Below are 17,815 nucleotides of genomic sequence, written 5' to 3'. Positions count from 1 at the left end.
TTAACGGGATGCGATGGCGGCGCAAACACAACGCGTTTACACCGTGACAATTTTGCCCCGACCGAGGGATGCCACAAAGATTGGGTTTGATTCGTCATGGCATGGCCCCATCGTGGCGCATGCACAACCATGTTTTCACGCATTCTGCCACCGTGAACGTTTGTTCCAAACATAGGGGCTGGCATGGAGGCCGACCCCTACGCCAACACCTTTAATCACTGGCCATCCATTCGTTTTCCCCAAATTCAGATTTGAAAATCCCCGCGCAACCTCCTTGTCCTCGCGCCTTTGCATGAACCCTTTCTCCTCGCAGCCTCTGTGAAATCTGTGGAATCTGTGAGCCTTTCCCCCGCGCAGCCTCCTTGTCTCCGTGCCTCTGCGTGAGCCTTTCTTCGCGCAGTATTTGTGAAATCTGTGGAATCTGTGAGCCTTTCCACCGCGCGAGCCATCTGTAAGATATGTTGTTCTGTCTAAAACCTCCCATGACTCTGTCTGACTCCACCCGTTGCTCTGTCTCAGAAATGGCACCGCCCCATCCTCGTTTCCGGGGATGGGGCGGTGGGATGGCGTGTGTCTGGGATCAGAATTTGTACACGGCGAAGGTCTTGGCAGGCACCGTAACGGTGGCGGCAGAGCCGTTGGCCTGTACGCCGGACTCCTGTGGCACCACGCTGTTGGGCTTGTCCAGGGAGTTGACGGCGCGGGGATCGTCGGCATGCAGCGTGATGGCGGTGCCGGCGCCGAGGCCCTTGGCACCCTTGAAGTTCAGGGCAATCTCCTGCGCCTTGTCGCCCGTGTTGGCTATCTTGACAATGTATTGCTTGGCATCCTTGTCGTAGACGGCGCTGGCATAGAGGCCGTCGGCACCCTCGACGGCCTTGCCGTTCTCGGTGAGCGAGAGCATGTGGGTGCCCCGATGGGTGGCGTAGAGCATCTGAACATACCAGTTGACCGAGCGCACGCTGCGCAGATTGTCGAACCAGATGAGGTCGGGACGCCACTGCCAGCCGTCTACATGGGCGAAGAGCGGGGCGTAGGTGGCCTGGTACACCACGTCGGCATTGCGCTCAAGACCCGTCATGAAGGCGGCCTCGGCCAGGGCGGCCTCGAAGTTGTTCATGGCCACGGTGGGCTCCTTGTCCAGTCCCCTGACGTGGCAGGCGTACTCGCCGGCGAACACCTTGGGGCCCTTGCGGTCGTAGTTGTCGTAGCGGCCGGCATTCTTCAGGAACCAGTCGGGCGACATGTAGTAGTGCTCGTCCACGAGGTCCACGTCGAGCTTGCGCATCTGCTCCCAGCCATAGTCGAACATTTCGCCGCTGGCCGAGGGTCCCGATGAGCCGCAAATCTTGATGTTGGGGTACTTGGCGCGAATCTGTTCGACGAACTTTTTCAGACGAACGGGGTAGAGCTCGCCCCACTGTTCGTTGCCTATGCCAATCTGTTTGAGGCCGAAAGGAGCCGGATGGCCCATGTCGGCGCGCAGCTTGCCCCACTTGGTGGTGATGGCACCGTTGGCAAACTCGATGAGGTCGAGGGCGTCGTCGATGTAAGGCTGCAGGTCGTCCACGGCCACGTGGGCGTTGCAGGCGTCGTCCTTGTTCTGGTACTGGCACGACAGGCCCACGGAGAGGATGGGCAGCGGCTCGGCCCCTATCTTCTCGGAGAGCAGGAAGAACTCATAGAAGCCCAGGCCGTAGGTCTGGTAGTAGTTGGGGAAGAGGCGGTGCGGGAAGGTGTAGTTCCAGCGGTTTTCGTTGAGCGGACGGTTCTCCACGTCGCCCACGCTGTTCTTCCATTGGTAGCGCGTGGCCAGGTCGGTACCCTCCACGATGCAGCCGCCGGGGAAGCGGAATATGCCGGGATGCAGGTCGGCGAGGTCCTGCACGAGGTCGGCCCGCAGTCCGTGCCAGCTGTCTTCGGGGAAAAGACTCACGTGATCGAGGTCTATACCGTCGCTGCTTTCCAGGAAGATGCGCAGGAGTCCTTTCTCCACAGTGCGGTTGGAGGTGAGCGTTGCGGTGGCCTTTTGCCACTGGCTGACCTTGATGGTGATGGTCTGTTTGTCGATGGGCACGTCCTGGTTGTCCACCAGTTCGACGCGTATCCGGGCCTCCTTGCCCTGCAGATCGTGCAGACGGGCATAGACCGAGAAGTCGTATTTCATGCCTTTCTTCAGGCCCATGCCGAAGAAGCCGCGGTTTTCCAGCCCGGTGAACTTCTGGTCGTGGCCGGCCGACTCGAGCACCACGTAGTGCGGGTTGCGGTCGAAAGCAGGCTTCACGTCACTCACGGAGACGTTGCCAAAAGTGCCCCATCCCATGAGGTTGTTGGGAAATTCAAAGCTCCGGTTCTCCACCAACTCGGCATAAAGACCGCCGTCGGCGCCAAAGTTGATGTCCTCGAAGAAGATGCCGTACATGGTGGGCTGGATGGGGCCGCCGGGCTTGGCGTTGACCGTGAACTGGCGCGGCTGTGCTGAGGCTCCCATGGAAACCAGGAGGCCCATGGCCAGCGCGGAGAAGAGTTTTCGATGTTTCATAAATCTTAATGGTTGAATGGTTGTGGTGCAAAGATACAAAAATCCACCCGCTTGGGGGTGGATTTTTCTTCTTAAAAAGGTGGACAGCCGGGCAGAAAGCCCTGCGAACCTTACAGGGTCAGGGGCAAAAAGGACAGTTCAAAGTCTTTTGCGTCGTGGTGGACGATGACCTGCGTCGTGGCCGGAGCCTTGAGGGCGGTGAACGGACGGGGCCCCATGACCTCGATGCCGTGGCCGTTGGCCTCGGTGCCCCGCACGAGGTAGGCGCGCGGACGGCGGTCGGGGAGGGTGGTGAGCGTGTCGGTGCCGGTGAAGCCTTGGGCCAGGACCTGCGGTTGCTCAAACCGTGGCGAGAGCGACACGAGGATGTCGCTGCCGCCCCCGGCCGTGAGAGTGAGCACGCCGCTGGGCGCAATGTCGTAGACCCACGTGACGCGGCCCTGGCCCTCCACGTCGTAGACGGCCGTCACCCGGGTGCCACGCAGCTTGTGGGGCCGGGTGTTCTTGAAGCTCACGAGCTTGAACCGCGCGTTGGGCATCACGGTGACGCGAGCCGAGAACACGGCGACGTCGTTCAGTGTGTAGCTGTGGATGAGGCCCGTGAAGCGGTCGAACACGATGTGATAGGTCTTGTCCCTGACGGTAAACCAGTCGTCTGTCTTCTTTTTGCGGGGGCGGGGGTGCGGCAGGGCCTCGCCGGCCAGCCGGCGTTTGTCGGCCAGTGCTTTCGTGAAATCGAAGTCGGGTGCGGGCAGCAGCAGGTCGTAGGCCGCGGGGGTGTAGGCGTTGTTCTCGTCGACGAGCCGCTCCGAGGTGACGGGCGGCGTGCTCACCACCGGCATGTTGTGCCGGCGGGCCAAGGCGAGAAACTCGGGCGACGACGAGAGTTTGTTGTAGGTGATGGCGCCGAAGCCCAGCTGGCGCAGCCGCTCGATGTCGGAGAGCATGCGCTGGGGCGTGTCGTCGAAGCCGCGGCTGAGGGCCAGGTTGCGGCGGTCGCCCACGCGGGTGCCGGGTGAGGCCGGGGCGGGGATCTGCTCCGGAGCCGGGCTGGCGTCGGCGGGCATGTTGTAGACAAAGCTGCGCGAGAGGATGCCCGTCTTGTCGTCGGGGGACAAGGGCGTGTCACCCTCGTCGTAGTGGGGCATGTGGAACACGAAGAGATTGCGCTGGCCCAGCTTGATATAGGGCGTCACCTCGAACTCGGTCTGCGCCCGGTCGGTGGCGGAGCGGCCTATTTTCTGGCCGTTCACGTAGATGTCGGCCGTGGCCGTGGTGAAGCCCAGGTGGAGAAAGATGCGGCGGTTCTTGAGTGTGGGCGGCATCTTGAGCCAGCCCCGGTAGGTGCCCACATAGTTGGACTCGGCCCAGGCAACGGGCACGCGCCAGGTGCCGGGCATCTTCTGGAACCCCCATTGGGAGTCGTCGCAGTGGGGTGCGGCATAGTCGCGGGGGGCCGTCGACTCGGTCTTGGCCAGTTTGAAAAGCCACTTCTCGTCCAGCGACAACGTGTCGCCGGGGTCGGCATGGAGGGGCAGGGAGAGGGCCATTAAGCAGGCGGCGGCCCAATAGCATTTGTTTTTCATATCCAGATTCTGTGTGACGGGGTGTTATCCTATAAAAAAATGGTAAGAAAAAGAGGGTGTGTCAAAACAGAACAACTGCGGCTTGCATGTGGGGATAACCCCTGCGCGTGTCTGTCCGCACCGTTCAATGCAGGGACATACAAGGTGTATGTCCCTGCGATTTGGCTATGATTCTTTGTTTTGGCACACCCTCTTGGAGTGTAGGGAGCGGATGATTATTTCACCGTCTGCGGCGTGATGCAGAACGTGAAGGTCATGTCCTTGTAGGTGAGACGGTGCTGCGGCAGCGGCAAGGCCCCCCAGCTGTTCTCGTCGCCCAGGCCATATTGGGCCAGATCGAAGCAGAGCTCGGTGTACTTGCTGCGCTCGAGCTCGGGCGAGTGACGCTGGGCTTTCTCGTCGCCCTCGTCCAGACTGGTCACGCTGTAGTGCAGGGCGCTGGCGCTGAAGCGGTCGGTGGCGGTGAGGCGGAAGCCCCGTCCCGCGCCGTCGGTCTGCTGCCACCAGCGGATGTCACTCTTGGTGCCGGTCTCTTGCGGCCGGATGTAGGGGAAGAACTGCTGGTCGGCCGTCTGGGTGTAGATGCCCAGGGGCTGGCTTTCCTTGCGGTCGATGTAGTTCTCGATGGGGCCGCGGCCGTAGAACTGGCTGCGATCCATGCCGTAGGGCAGCTCCATCAGCATGCCGAAACGGAGCATGGGGCTCACCTCGGCGCCGGGCGTGGTCTTCAGGGCCTCGGTTACGGCCAGGCTGCCATCGGCTGCTGCGTTGTAAGTGAGGGTGAGGGTGGACTGCACCTCGGGCATGTCGTAGGTGGCTGTTACCTTGGCGGCGGTGCCCTTGCCGGCTTTCACTTTCTCGACGACGAATGATTTGAGCGTCATCTTGGGGTTGCGCCAGGCGACAAATTTCTTTTGCAGCTGTGCGCCCATGTCGTTGTCGGTCACGGCGCGCCAGAAGTTGGGCTTCAGGGCACCGCCCTCACCGAGCAGGTTCTGGCCGTCCACGGTGTACTGGCAGAGCAGTCCGGTGGCTTTGTCAAACGCTAGGCGGGCCTGATCCGACGTGAGCAACAGAAGTGGGTTCTTCTTGTTGTTGTCGATCTTCAGCTTCTGATTCATCATCGTGTTCTCGGTGTAGCTCACGGGAGCTTCCTCGCGCACGGCGAGCTGGCGGTGGGCAACGGTCTGCCCGGCGGCCATCAACGGCTCGGCAGTCTTGAGCTTGAACTCGATGTTGAGCATGATTTCGCCATCGGCCGGCACCTGATAGGGCAGGGTATAGGTGCGTGTCTGCTGCGGGGCCACCTGCAAGTCGTCCACCTCGCCATGCTGAACGGCCTTGCCGTTCTGGAGCAATGTCCACACGAGTTTGTAGTTGGAGAGGTCGCGGAAGAAGTATTCGTTGTACACGGAGACGGTTCCGGCCTTGAGGTCCACGGGCTGGGCCCAGATGTTCTGATACACGTAGGCCAGGTCGTAGGCGTGTGGATTGAGCTGGCGGTCGGGGCCGATGATGCCGTTGCAGTTGAAGTTGTTGTCTGAAGCATCGGTCTTGTTGTAGTCGCCGCCATAGGTATAGAGGGGTGACATATTGCCGGTACCGACCTCATATTTGGCGGCGATGGCTTCGTAATCGGCCAGTGTACGGCTGGCTTTAAAGTCGGGATGGCGGTGCAATCCCTGGTCTACGAAGTCCCAGTCGTAGCCTCCCTGGAACTTGGGATACTTGCGCACGAGATCCCAGTACTCCTTGAGGCCGCCGCCTGAGTTGCCCATCGTGTGGTTGTACTCGCACTGGATGAGCGGCTTGGTGTAGGCGGGATTCTGTGCATATCGCTCGCAAGCCTCGTGCGAATAGTACATGGGGCAGAAGATGTCGGTGTTGGAACCGTCGATGCCAGCGCGCTCCCAATGTATGGGGCGGCTCTGATCCTGGCTCTTGACCCACTGATAGGCAGCCGTGAAGTTGGGGCCGTCGGCGGTTTCGTTGCCCAGACTCCACACGATGATGCTCGGATGGTTGAACTGTATCTCGACGTTGTGCTGGTTGCGCTCCAGTATTTGGCGGGCAAAGATGGGCTTCTTGGCCTCAGAGTTATCGTTGTAGCCGAATCCGTGGCTCTCTTGATTGGCCTCGGCCGTCACGTAGAGGCCGTACTCATCGCAGAGATCGTACCAGAGAGGATCGTCTGTATAGTGGCAGGTGCGCACAGCATTGATGTTGAGCCGCTTCATAATCTTGATGTCTTGAATCATACGTTCGCGAGTGACTACGTAGCCGCCGTCGGGGTCCATCTCGTGGCGGTCGGCGCCCTTGAAGAGTACAGGCTGGCCGTTGACGAGGAGCCGGCTGTTCTTGATCTCGACTTTGCGGAAGCCAACTTTCTGTGGAATCGCCTGAACCACGTTGCCCTTGGCATCCTTGACAACGGCAAGCAGGGTATAGAGATACGGAGTTTCGGCGGTCCATTTCTTGACGTTGCGCACCATGAAACGGGCTGTACCGCGGGTCATGCGGCGGAAGTTGCCCGTGGATCGGCCCACCACGGCCCCTCCTTCGTTGAGCAGCTGGAACTCAATGACCGGGTCGCCCTGCACGTCTACGTCGATGAGCAACTCGCCGTCGGTATAGTCATTCTCCAGGTTGGGGGTGATGCGGAGGTTGCTTACGTTCACTTTGGCATCCTGTGCATAGAGGTAACTGTCGCGGGCCACGCCGGAGAGGCGCCAGAAATCCTGGTCCTCGCTGAGCGAACCGTCGCACCAACGGAAAGTCTGGAACGCGATGAGGTTGGCCCCGGGGTGCACATATTGGGTGATGTCGAATTCTGCAGCCGATTTGGCATCCTCGGCATAGCCCACGTAGCGGCCGTTGACATAGAGGTAGATATTGGAAGTGACGGAGCCGAAGTGGGCGATGATCTGCTTGCCGTTCCAGTTGGCCGGCAGGGTGACGGTGCGGCGATAGCTGCCCACGTGGTTGTCTTTGGTGGGTATGTTGAGCGGTTTGTTCCAGTCGAATTGATAACGCCAGGCAAAGCCAACATTGACATATTCGGGATCGCCGAAGCCGTTGAGTTCCCAGTTGCCCGGTATCTGCATGGTCTTCCAAGCAGAGTCATCGAGGTCGGTCTTGTAGAAGTCGGTGGGCCGCTGGTCGGCATTGGCCACCCAGTTGAACTTCCATGGGCCATGCAGCGACAGGTAGTTGGCAGAGGCTGTCTTGTCGCCTTTCAGGGCAGCAGCCTCATTTTCGTAGCCGAAGAAGCTGGTGTGCATCTTGAAACGGTTCACTTCGTTCACCTGTAAGTCGTTCCATTCTGTCCATGTGGGTTGTGGATCGACCGCGACAGACGGCTTGGGCTTGGCTGCTGTCATGCTTAGCGCCATGCCCATCATGGCCGTAATGAATAGGGTTGTTTTCATCATTGATAATTGGTTAGATTGCAATTTTGTAGGCAAATTTACGTAAAATCATTTATATCAGCAAGATTTGCCGCCTTTTTCGTCTAAAAAACAAATCAGGGGGGCACGCACCAGTCGGTGCGTGCCCCCCTGAAAAAGCTGTGGGCCGTGGGGTTATTGTGCGGCGGTCTTGTCGGTTTCCAGACCCCAATACGGATTCTGGTACATGGGACTTTCGCTCATGGTGGCGTGGTCGGGGGCCGTGAGGAGGAACTGTCGCAGCGGCAACGGCTCCAGATAGTGGGCCATCTTCCAGGTGAGTCCATCGTAGAAGTTGTTGTTGTCCTTGATAATCTCGTGCGGACGGAAGTACTCGCTCTTGCTCTGTGCGGAGACCGTGGCCGCGCTCGACCCGTCGGCCACCACATCCTGGGCGGCATACCAGTGCTGCATCACGGTGCCCCAGAAGTGGATGCCCTCGGTGTGGGCGGGAGTAGCAATGAGCTGATCGAAGGCGCGCCAGCGTTTCAGGTCCATGTCGCGCAGCCCCTCGGCCAGCAGTTCGCAGCGTCTCTCGCGACGGATGTTGTAGAGCACCTTGTCGGTGAGCACCTTGCCGGCGGTGTAAGCACCCCAGTCTCCGGTCTCCTTGCTCATGTCTGTGGCATTGATGGTGACGTTGGGATCGATGGCATCGCCGGTGAATCCGGCTGCGGTGCGCACTGCTCTCCAGTATTCTAAGGTGTGGCCGGTGCCCAGATTGCCGGTGAGCATGTACTCTGCTTCCATGTAATTGAGCAGGGCTTCGGTGGCGCGGAAGACGACGCAGGCGTTGTAACTTCCGCCGTTGGCGGTGAGCGAGCGGTCGTGGGTCATGCCTTTGCGAATGGCGTAGCCCGTGATGTAGCCGTCCTCGGCGTTGGAAATGAGGATGTTGGGCACGGGCTCGATCTCGGTCCAGTGGGTGCCGGCCTCGTCTGTGACGTTGATAAAGGCGTTCCTGTCGCCCGGTTTCTTGAGCATGACGGTGAGACGCGGGTCGCGATCGACGGTCACCTTGCTGACGGAAGTGTCGCTGTAGGTGTAGCTCGAGGCGTAGATGGGCTTGCCGTCTTTCATGACATAGCTCTCAATAAGGCTTCGAGTGAAGCCAGTGCCGATGTTACCTTTCTGAACTGCGACCTCAATGTCGTTCTGTACGCCGAGCGACTTGCTGTATTGCCGCCAGAGAAGCACCTCGGGAGTCTTGGAGCAGTCGGTTGTTCCCCAGATGTCGAGATAGGGATTGTCCTGCCCGAGCGCCTGGGGCACGGTGCCGTTGTTGACCGACAGCTGCCCCTTATACTTCTCTGCAACCTTTTCTGCAGCGTCCACGCTTTGCTGGAGGAACCACCGTGCCTCCTGCTGGATGGAACCTGCAGGGAACTGATAGCCGCTGTTCTTGCTGGCTCCGGGCCATCCGGTGCCGTTGGGCACGAAAGGTGTCTCGGCAAAATTGGTGAGCCAGGAGCCCTCGTACAGGGCGACGCGGCTCTTGAAGAGCTGCACGGCATCGTAGCCAATGCGTGTGGTGGCTACGGTGTGGCCCTCCATGTAGGTAGCTGCCGTGTCGAGATTGTTGAGGATAAAGCGCGCCACCTCGTTGCAAGGCTGCCGGTTGCTGGCCGCCACGAGGTCGACTTCCACGTCTTTCATGGCCACGGTGAGGATGGGAAGGTCGCCGAATTTCTGGAGCAAGTCGAAGTAAGCGAATGCCCGCAGGAAGTAAAGCTCCCCAATATACTGCTTGATATTGGCTTCCGAACCGTTGATGGCTTTGGCATTATACTTGGGCAAAATCTGTCCCAACTGGTAGTTTACGTTGCGTACACGGGTCCAGTTCCAGTCGTCGTTGGTGTTGCTGGTACGGTAGAGCGTGGTGGAAAACTGGTTGCCTGGCGTGCGCGACATTTGGTTGTCGGTGTTGTTGTCGCTGGTATAGGTGCCGTAATTCCAGCCTCCATGTCCGGGCAGAATGTCGGTATAGAGCTGGTTTGCGGCTGCCTGCAGCTGATCTTCGCTGGTGTAGAAGTTCTCGGGAGTGATACTTGACGGTGGGTCTTGCTCCAGAAAGTCGTTGCAAGAGGCCAAGCCGGCCGTGAGGGCCAGGGCCAACAGGGAAATCTTATAGCGTTTCATAATAGCATGCGGGGGGTTAGAAGGTTACGTTAAGACCAAAGGAGAATGTCTTGGAGAGCGGATAACCGTTGGAATGCTTGGCGTCTTTGCCAATCATTTCGGGGTCGAACTGCTCGGGCATGCTCGTGATGGTAAAGAGGTTCTCGGCGGAAAAGAAGACCCTGAGATTGGTGATGCTCCACTTTCCAGTGATGTTTCGTGGGATGGTATAGCCCAATTGCAGGTTCTTCAAACGCATGTAGGCGGCATTCATCAGGTAGCGAGTCTGGCACTGTTCGTTCTTGTCGCTGAACGTGGCACGCGGCAGGAAAGCGTCCTGATTGGCACTTTGGTAACCGTTGGCCACCGACCAGGTGTTGGCATCACGGTAGTAATCCTTGACGGCGGTGATGCCGGTGGCCCACCATTCCCAAGAGTTGGTAGCCCCAAAGTAGTACTCCAGAGAACCCCATGAGCCGCCGAGCCACGAGTCGCGCTTGAGCACACCTTGGAAGAAGGCTCGGAAGTCGAAGCCTTTCCAGCTGGCATTCAGGTCGAGACCAAAGAGATAACGCGGCGTGGAATTACCAATGACCTTCAGGTCGCCGTGGTCGGCCAGCGTGCGTGCGCCGGCAGAAATCTTCTTGTCGTTGTTAGTATCTTCGTACATGATGTCGCCGGCCGCCCAGTTGCTGCCCAGTGTACTTTGGTCGGCATGGGCCAGATGGGCGTTCATTTCGTCGTTGCTCTTGGCAATTCCGATGGTTGTATAGCCCCAGATTTCGTTCAGATAGCGGCCTGCAATGTAGGTGTCTATAGAGTTGGTGGGGTTGTTGGGGTAGCGCGTAATCTTGGTGCGGGCATCCGAAAGGTTCAGTGTAATGCCATAGTTCAGCCCGTTGGACAGCCGGTCGTGCCAGCTGATTTGGAATTCCCAGCCGGTGGTACGCAGGTCGGTGTTGTTGGTTTGGGGAACATTGGTGCCCAGGATGGCGGGAAGTTCGGGGGCGTTGCCCATCATGTTCTTGGTGTTGCGGATGTACCATTCAAAGATTCCGCTCAGTCGATTGTTCAGGAAACCGAAGTCGAGTCCAATGTTATAGCTCTCGGAAGTCTCCCAGGTGAGCAGTGCAGACACCAGTCCCGGCGCGGCGGTGGTGTTGGGTCTCACGCCATTTTGCAGCCAGTTGCCGGCAGAAGAGCGGTAGCTGATGGTCTGATAAGTTTGGTACCAGTTGTCGAGGTTCTGGTTGCCGAGGTTGCCATACGAGGCGCGCAGCTTCAGATTGCTGAGCCAACTCTTGGTCTCTTCCATGAAATTCTCTTCCGAGATGCGCCATCCCATCGAGAAAGAGGGGAACAGCTTCCACATCTTGTCGGTGCGGAATCTGGAAGTGCCGTCGTAGCGCAGGTTGACTTCGGCCAGATAACGTTCGTTGTAGTTGTAGTTGAGTCGTCCGAAGAATCCGGCCGTCTGCCACTGATTGCGTGTGCCGTTCGTACTCGGCACCACGGCCTTGCCGTCGTAGCTCAGCCCGCTGGTCAGGTCAACTTCGGGCTTGAAGGGGTCGAGGATGCCGTCTCGCTGCAGTCCGAACTCGGTGCGCTTCAGCTGTTCGGCCTGGAATCCGGCCATGATGTGGAAGTTATGCCTTGCGGCCAGCGACCAGGAGTATTCGCTGTAGGCCTGGAAATTCAGGTAATTGTCCTTGTACTCGTCTTCGTGCACGTTGGAGTTCTGGTTGTAAATGATGGGATCGCCGGCCACGTTGTGGTTGTAAGTGCGCTGGCTGTCCCAGTGACGTATCCTGTTGTCTATCTTGTAATTGAAGTCGATGTGCGTCACCCAGTTCTTGACGGGCTCGAGCACCAGTCCCAGCTGATGGTAGATGACGTCCTGCTCCTTTCGGTCTTCGCCGCCGGTGGCCAGTCCGAGGGCGGGCGACGGCGAGCTGTAGAGATAGCCGTTGCGGTCGTAGAGCGGCAGCATGGGCCAGCCCTGGCGGGCCATGTCGCTGTACAGGGCGTCGGTGAGGGCCGCCGGACGCTTGTAGTTGGTGCGGGTGAAGCGCATGTTGTAGTTCACGCGGGCCCAGGGAGAAACCTCTCCACTGAGCTTGACGGTACCGTTGTAGCGGTGGTAATTGTCGCTGCCCATGTCGATGAATCCACCGTTGTAGAGGTAGTTGCCCGAGAGGTAGTAGTTGAATTTTTCGTTTCCTCCGCTCACGCTGGCATTGTGTTCTTGGGCGAAGGCCGTGTTCTTGTAGACCACGTCGTACCAGTCTACGTCGTCGATGCCATAGCCGTAGCCATCGGCCCACGTCGTGCCGTTGAGGGTAGGAATGGCATAAAGCAGGGTGCCGTCGGCGGCTTTGCGCACGCCGGGACTCACGGGGGTGGCATTGTGATAGTCCACAATCTGCTTCATGCGGTCGTTCTCGAAGAACACGGTGCTGCCCGTATTGGTGCGGGCGTCGTTCATCCAGCTGGCGAAGTCTACGGAGTTCATCATGTGCTTGCCGCGAATCAGGTTGCTGAAACGGAAGCTGTTGTTGTAGTTCACCGTCACGCGGCCGTCCCTGCCGCCGCTCTTGGTGGTGATGAGAATCACGCCGAACGGTGCGCGCGAACCGTAGATGCTCGATGCAGCAGCGTCTTTCAGCACGGAGATGCTCTCGATGTCCTGCGGGTTCACGGTGTTAATGTCACCCTCCATGCCGTCGATGAGGATCAGCGGCTCACCTTTGGAACCCTCGCCGATGGTGGCCGTTCCGCGCACGTTGATGCTGGGATTGGAGTCCAGCGAGCCGCCCGACGAGCTGGAAATCTGCAGTCCCGGAACCACGCCCTGCAGGGCTTGGGCTGCGCTCTGCACCGGCCGTTGGGCCAGTTCGTCGCCTTTGACCACGGCCACGGCCCCGGTGAGGTTCACCTTTTTCTGTGTGCCGAAGCCCACAACAACCACTTCGTTCAGGTTCTGTGAGTTCTCGACGAGCGTAATCTGGGCGGAGCCGCTGCCGGCTTTCACGGTTTGCGGTTTGTAGCCCACGTAGGAAATCTCGAGCAAATCGCCGGGCTTGGCCTTGACAGTGTAGTTTCCGTCAAGGTCGGTGACGGTGCCTTCCTGGGTGCCCACCACCTTGATGGTGGCACCGATGATGGCTTCGCCGTTGGCGTCCACCACCCGCCCGTTCACCATTCCGGCCTGCTGGATGGTCTGAGTGGCGTTGATGCCGGCACGCAGCGGCTGCGGAAGCCCTACGAACAAGGCGGAGGCCAATATCGACGACAGGAGAATGCGCTGTGTCGATGATGGATTAGGTTTCTGTTTCATGGGTCGTTAATGTTTTTAATTGTTATAGGTTGTCTTTGTTTCTTCGGTTTCATCGATTACCTTGCAAATATAACATAAGTTCATACACGCCGCTGTGTTCTGTAACATAAATTAAGATTCAATTGCGGCATGCCGGAAAAAAGACCCGCACGGGCTTGCCGTTGTCGGGCGAATGGCTTACTTTTGCAGCGTCAACAACAAGCTATCATGATGTACAACCTCCTGTTTTCTCTGGCTATGGCCCTTTCGACGGCCCAGCCCATGGCGGCTGCCGAACCGGCAGATACGTCCCAAACCGTGGCCTTGGCCGACATCCGGCTGAGCGACCCTTGCATTCTGGCCGACCCCGTGACCCACCTTTATTATATGACAGGCACCGGCGGGCTGCTCTGGAAGAGCCCAGACCTGAAGCGTTGGACGGGCCCTTACCGCGTGGCTCGGCCCGACAGCAGCTCGTGGATGGGCCCGAACCCGATGATTTGGGCGGCGGAGCTGCACCGCTATCAAGGCAAATACTACTATTTTGCCACCTTTACCAACGAGGCGGTGAAGATAGACACGGTGGCGGGAAACGTGATTGACCGCCGGGCCAGCCACGTGCTGGTGAGCGACAAGGCCGAGGGCCCATACCGGCCGATGCGCGACAAGACCTATCTGCCGGCCTCCAAGCCCACGCTCGACGGAACGTTCTGGGTGGATGCCGACGGGAAACCGTATATGGTGTACTGCTGGGAGTGGCTGCAAAATGGCAACGGCACGGTCGATAAAATAGAACTCAAGGCCGACCTGAGCGGCAGCATCGGCGAGGGCAAGACGCTCTTCTGGGCCAGCGACAGCCCTTGGAGCAGGGAGATGGTGGACGGCAGGGTGCGCCCCAACAAGGTGACCGACGGCCCTTGGCTCTTCCGCACTGGCACGGGTCGGCTGGGCATGCTCTGGACCAGCTGGGTGATGGACGTCTATACGCAGGGCGTGGCCTACTCGCAGAGCGGCACGCTCGACGGCCCCTGGCTCCAGGAGCCGGATCCGATAACGCCTCCCAATTACGGCCACGGCATGCTTTTCCAGACCTTTGAGGGGCAGTGGCTCATGGCCGTGCACAGCCACGACAGCTCCACGGGCCGTACCATCCGCAAGCCTTGCCTGTTCGAGGTGGATCTGTCGGGCGACAAACTGAAGGTGGGCAAGCGGATATTGCCCTGACAACTCACCGTCCGAGGTAGCGGTGATACTCGCAGGCGGCCAGCAGGAAGGCCCCGGTGCCGAAGTTGGTCTGCGAATTTTGGTCGACCACCTGGCCCGGAATGGCCTTCTCGCCGATGGGCTGCACGTAGCCTATGCCGCCATCCGGCTGCAGGGCCGTCTCGGTGAGGTAGCGCCAGGCGCGGTCTATGGCTTTCGTGACGGGCTTCTGCGGAGCCAGCTCGCTATGGTTCACGCCCCACAGCAGCCCGTAGGCAAAGAGCGCCGTGCCCGATGTTTCGGGGCCGGGAGCCTGTTTGGGGTCGAGCATGGAGCGTGTCCAGTAGCCTTGTTTCTGCTGGGCCTGCACCACGGCCTTGGCCAGCCGCTTGTACTTTTCGAGGAAGAACGCGTAGTGGCGGCAGCTGCGCGGCAGGTCTTGCAGCACCTTGGCCAGGCCGGCCAGCACCCATCCGTCGCCGCGTGCCCAGAAGTCTTTCTTGCCGCTGGCCGTGGCATGCCGGGGGTAGACATACTTTCCGTCGCGGAAGTAGAGGCCCGTCTCGTCGTCGAGCATGATAGAATCGGCATAGCACACGTAGTCGTAGAGCTTGTCCAGATAGGCCGCATCGCCCGTCAGACGGTACATTTTGGTCATGACGGGCATCACCATGTAGAGCGCGTCGGCCCACCACCAGTAGTCGTTGGCGGCCGACCGCACCTGGTAGCCCATGACCTCGCGGGCGCGTTGCACCATGCGTTCGTTGCGGGCCGACGCCCCTTGGGCGTTGGCCATCCAGTAGAGGTCGATGTAAGTCTGGAAACAGATTTGCCAGTCGCCGAAGAGCACGTGCTGCTGGTCTTCGCCATACTGGCGGTATTTCCACTTCGCGGGGTCGGTTTCGCGGGCCCCTTGCCACAGGTTGTGCTCGGCCCAGCGCGTGCTGTAGTCTTGCCAGGCGGCTTGTCCCAGCAGTTGGCAAGCCTCCATGTTGCCCGTATGGTACACGGCTTCGTCCCAAAAGCTGCGCACTTCGGGCTTGTGGTTCTCTTGCCAATGGTTGTTTACGCGGGTGATGAGGGCGGCCACCTGCTCTCGGGTCCAGTTCCTGGCCTGTAGGCCAAGGCCGAATGCCAGCAGCAAGGCCATAATCAGAGTCTTTCTCATGGTCGGTTTTATGATTGGGTTTATGGATGGGCGGTTGTCGTGCCGGCGTGCCTGTCCTGTGCGGCGGCGTGCCGGCGCCGGCCTATTGCCGGTTGGCGTCTATCAGTTCCACGAGCCGGTCGCTGTCGTGCGACACGACCTTGCGGCAGAACATCTTGCCCGAGGCCAGCAGTGTGTCGAGGTCTGACTCGTCGAGCACCTTGACCACGGGGTGGTAGTGAATGTAGGTGAGGGGCGTGAGGGCCGCCAGACTCTGGTATCGCCCCTCGGCCAGCATGCAGCGCGAGGCGAAGCCGGAGTTGAAAGCCACGGTCTGGACGAAGGTCTCGGCCGGGCAGAAGCTGGTCCTGAAGTAGCCCACGAGGTGCGCATTGCCGTCCCACTCCTCGACGACCAGCCGGGCCAGGTCGGGCGTGATGGCCCACCAGGCTGCACCTTTATATAAGGTGTAGGTCTTGCCCGGGCAGTGGATGCGCAGCGTTTTCTGTACGCCCGTGGCCGCCACGAGGCGGCGCAGGGCCACGCGCAGCTTGCTCTGTAGGCTGCCGACGGGCCATGGACGGCTGGCCAGGAAGCGGAAGTCGCGGTAGTTGCGCGAGGCCTTGCCCTGGCGGAGCATGGAGATACCCTGCAGGAACTCCCGGCCCCCGGCCTCGCTGAAGAAGCGTTTGATGCGGCCGTTGCCCCACAGCGGGTAGTCCATGCCGCTGAGGGTGATGAGATAATCGGCCCGGCCGTAGTAGAGGGCGGCGCGGATAAGCTCCACCTGATACTCCACTTCGTTGAGGCTTCCCCACACCACATTGACGCGATGCTCGATGAAACGGATGTTGGGCCGGTCGAGCCGCTCCTGGAACGGACGGATGTCGGCCTTGCGGTCGATGTGGATATAGAACTCCGAGTCCTCGGGAAGGCTGTTCACCAGCCGGGCAAGCTGGCGTGCATCTTGGTGTGCAGAGATGAGAAACGCTAATTTCATGGGTTTACTGTTTGTGGATTTTGGAAAGGATGTAACGCTGGCACTCCATCAGAATCCGGGCTCCGGCCACACGCATGACCGCATAATAGAGCACGGCGGCCAGCGCCATGCGGCTGACAAGCAGCAGCGGAAGCGAGGCGATGGGGGCCGTGACGAGGTGGACGGCCGCCATGACCGCGAGGGCGGCGAGGGCAAAGGGCAGCGTGTCGCGCAGGAACATGGCGGGCGTGTAGCCCGCCAGACGCCAGACGAAAGCGTGCCACACGAAGAGCCATGCCACGTTGATCGCGGTGTAGGCCACGACCATGACGCGGATGCCCCACGGCCAGATGAGGAGCATGACGGCCACCTGCACCAGCCCCAACGCCAGGGTGCACCAGAAGAAAATGTCCGACCGGCCCTTGCTGATGATGAGGTTGGACAGCAGGGTGTAGAGCGGCATCGTGGCCCCGCTGACGCAGAGTATCTGTATCATTTCGGCGCTGGCCAGCCACTTTGCCGTGATGGCCAGCACGATAAACTCGCGGGCCACCAGCCCGAAACCGAACAGAAGCGGAAAGGAAACAAAGGCCGTGAAGCGCATCATCTTGCGCAAGGCGTTGAGCTGGCGGCCGCGTTCGTCGCGCAGGTTCACCAGCACGGGCTGCGCCACCTGGTTGGCCATGCTCTGCACCAGGTAGTAACACTTCGAGTTCCACTGGTAGGCCTGGTTGTAGTTGCCCGTGTCGTGGGCCGAAAAGTAGTGGCCCAGCAGGATGTTCAGGATGTTGTTGTTCACCTGGTTGGTGATGGTGGTGGCCAGAATCTTGAACGAAAATCGGAACATGCGCCTCACGGGCCCGAACGAAATGTGGCGCATGCTGGGCCGCCAGGCCGAATAGTGCCAGGCCATGAGCGTGTTGCACAGCACGAAGACGTTGCTCTGCGTGGCCAGCGACCAGTAGGCCCATCCGTTGAAGGCACAGGCGGCGCCCACCGTGCTCGAGACGATGACCGAGAGAATACCGGCCTTGGCCTGCTGCTTGGCCCGCAGGTTCTTGAAGAGCCAGGCGTTCTGCACCGTGCCGAACGAGGCCAGCACGAAGCCCAGAAAGGCGTAGCGGCTCAGCGGCACTATCTTGTCGGTGTGGTAATAGTCGGCGATGAGCGGGGCGCAGCAGAAGAGAACCGCGTAGGCCGACAGGCCCACGATGATGTTGAACCAGAAGACGGAGTTGTAGTCGCGGTCGGAAGGCTCCTTGATGTTGACCAGTGCGGTGCTGAAACCGCTGTTCTGCAGCGTGTTGGCAATGAGCGAAAACACGCTTATCATGGCCATCATGCCATAGTCCGACGGGGCGAGCAGCCGGGCAAGAACGATGCCGAACGCCAGCCCAATGGCCTGTTGCAAGCCACTGTTCAGCCCTCCCCAGAAGAGTCCCTTAGCTGTTTTTTCCTTGAGCGATTCCATTTTTCCT

At 59.7% G+C, this 17,815-nt stretch carries 9 protein-coding genes; 1 reads left to right on the top strand and 8 read right to left on the bottom strand.

All coding sequences use genetic code 11. The annotated features are described in order from the left end of the window. Positions 1-580 precede the first annotated feature (580 nt). The 5 genes from PREDE_RS05755 to PREDE_RS05735 form a co-directional block, all read right to left on the bottom strand. Positions 581-2,542: an alpha-L-arabinofuranosidase C-terminal domain-containing protein gene (locus tag PREDE_RS05755; RefSeq protein WP_005844991.1), complete on the bottom strand. Its 1,962-nt coding sequence runs from the start codon at positions 2,540-2,542 to the stop codon at positions 581-583. A gap of 110 nt (positions 2,543-2,652) precedes the next feature. Beyond that, complete coding sequence (locus PREDE_RS05750; RefSeq protein WP_005844989.1) at positions 2,653-4,128, bottom strand: hypothetical protein; 1,476 nt, start codon at positions 4,126-4,128, stop codon at positions 2,653-2,655. 215 nt (positions 4,129-4,343) lie between these two features. Continuing rightward, the gene (locus PREDE_RS05745) at positions 4,344-7,556 is read right to left on the bottom strand and encodes a glycoside hydrolase family 2 TIM barrel-domain containing protein (RefSeq protein ID WP_407635993.1); all 3,213 of its coding nucleotides are present in this window, start codon (positions 7,554-7,556) and stop codon (positions 4,344-4,346) included. Between the two features lie 153 nt (positions 7,557-7,709). Continuing rightward, positions 7,710-9,713, bottom strand: coding sequence for a RagB/SusD family nutrient uptake outer membrane protein (locus tag PREDE_RS05740; protein WP_005844983.1), 2,004 nt, complete (start codon positions 9,711-9,713; stop codon positions 7,710-7,712). A 16-nt stretch (positions 9,714-9,729) separates the two neighbouring features. Beyond that, entirely contained in the window at positions 9,730-13,029 is a 3,300-nt protein-coding gene (locus tag PREDE_RS05735; RefSeq protein ID WP_005844980.1) for a SusC/RagA family TonB-linked outer membrane protein, read from the bottom strand. Between the two features lie 261 nt (positions 13,030-13,290). On the opposite strand from PREDE_RS05735, the gene PREDE_RS05730 reads away from it, so the two are divergent. Continuing rightward, complete coding sequence (locus tag PREDE_RS05730; RefSeq protein WP_390183297.1) at positions 13,291-14,232, top strand: glycoside hydrolase family 43 protein; 942 nt, start codon at positions 13,291-13,293, stop codon at positions 14,230-14,232. 4 nt (positions 14,233-14,236) lie between these two features. On the opposite strand, the gene PREDE_RS05725 is transcribed toward PREDE_RS05730, so the two are convergent. From PREDE_RS05725 to PREDE_RS05715, 3 genes are all read right to left on the bottom strand, one after another. Continuing rightward, the gene (locus PREDE_RS05725) at positions 14,237-15,379 is read right to left on the bottom strand and encodes a glycoside hydrolase family 88 protein (protein WP_005844976.1); all 1,143 of its coding nucleotides are present in this window, start codon (positions 15,377-15,379) and stop codon (positions 14,237-14,239) included. 82 nt (positions 15,380-15,461) lie between these two features. Further along, the gene (locus PREDE_RS05720) at positions 15,462-16,358 is read right to left on the bottom strand and encodes a beta-1,6-N-acetylglucosaminyltransferase (RefSeq protein ID WP_005844974.1); all 897 of its coding nucleotides are present in this window, start codon (positions 16,356-16,358) and stop codon (positions 15,462-15,464) included. Positions 16,359-16,362: 4 nt separating this feature from the next. After that, a complete protein-coding gene (locus tag PREDE_RS05715) occupies positions 16,363-17,808 on the bottom strand; it encodes a lipopolysaccharide biosynthesis protein (protein WP_015298538.1) in 1,446 nt (481 codons plus the stop codon). Positions 17,809-17,815 lie beyond the last annotated feature (7 nt).

The organism is Prevotella dentalis DSM 3688 (assembly GCF_000242335.1).
In the GTDB taxonomy this organism is placed as follows: Bacteria; Bacteroidota; Bacteroidia; order Bacteroidales; family Bacteroidaceae; genus Prevotella; species Prevotella seregens.
The sequence above is the reverse complement of the archived record's forward strand: the minus strand, read 5'-3'. Positions and strand labels throughout refer to the sequence as shown.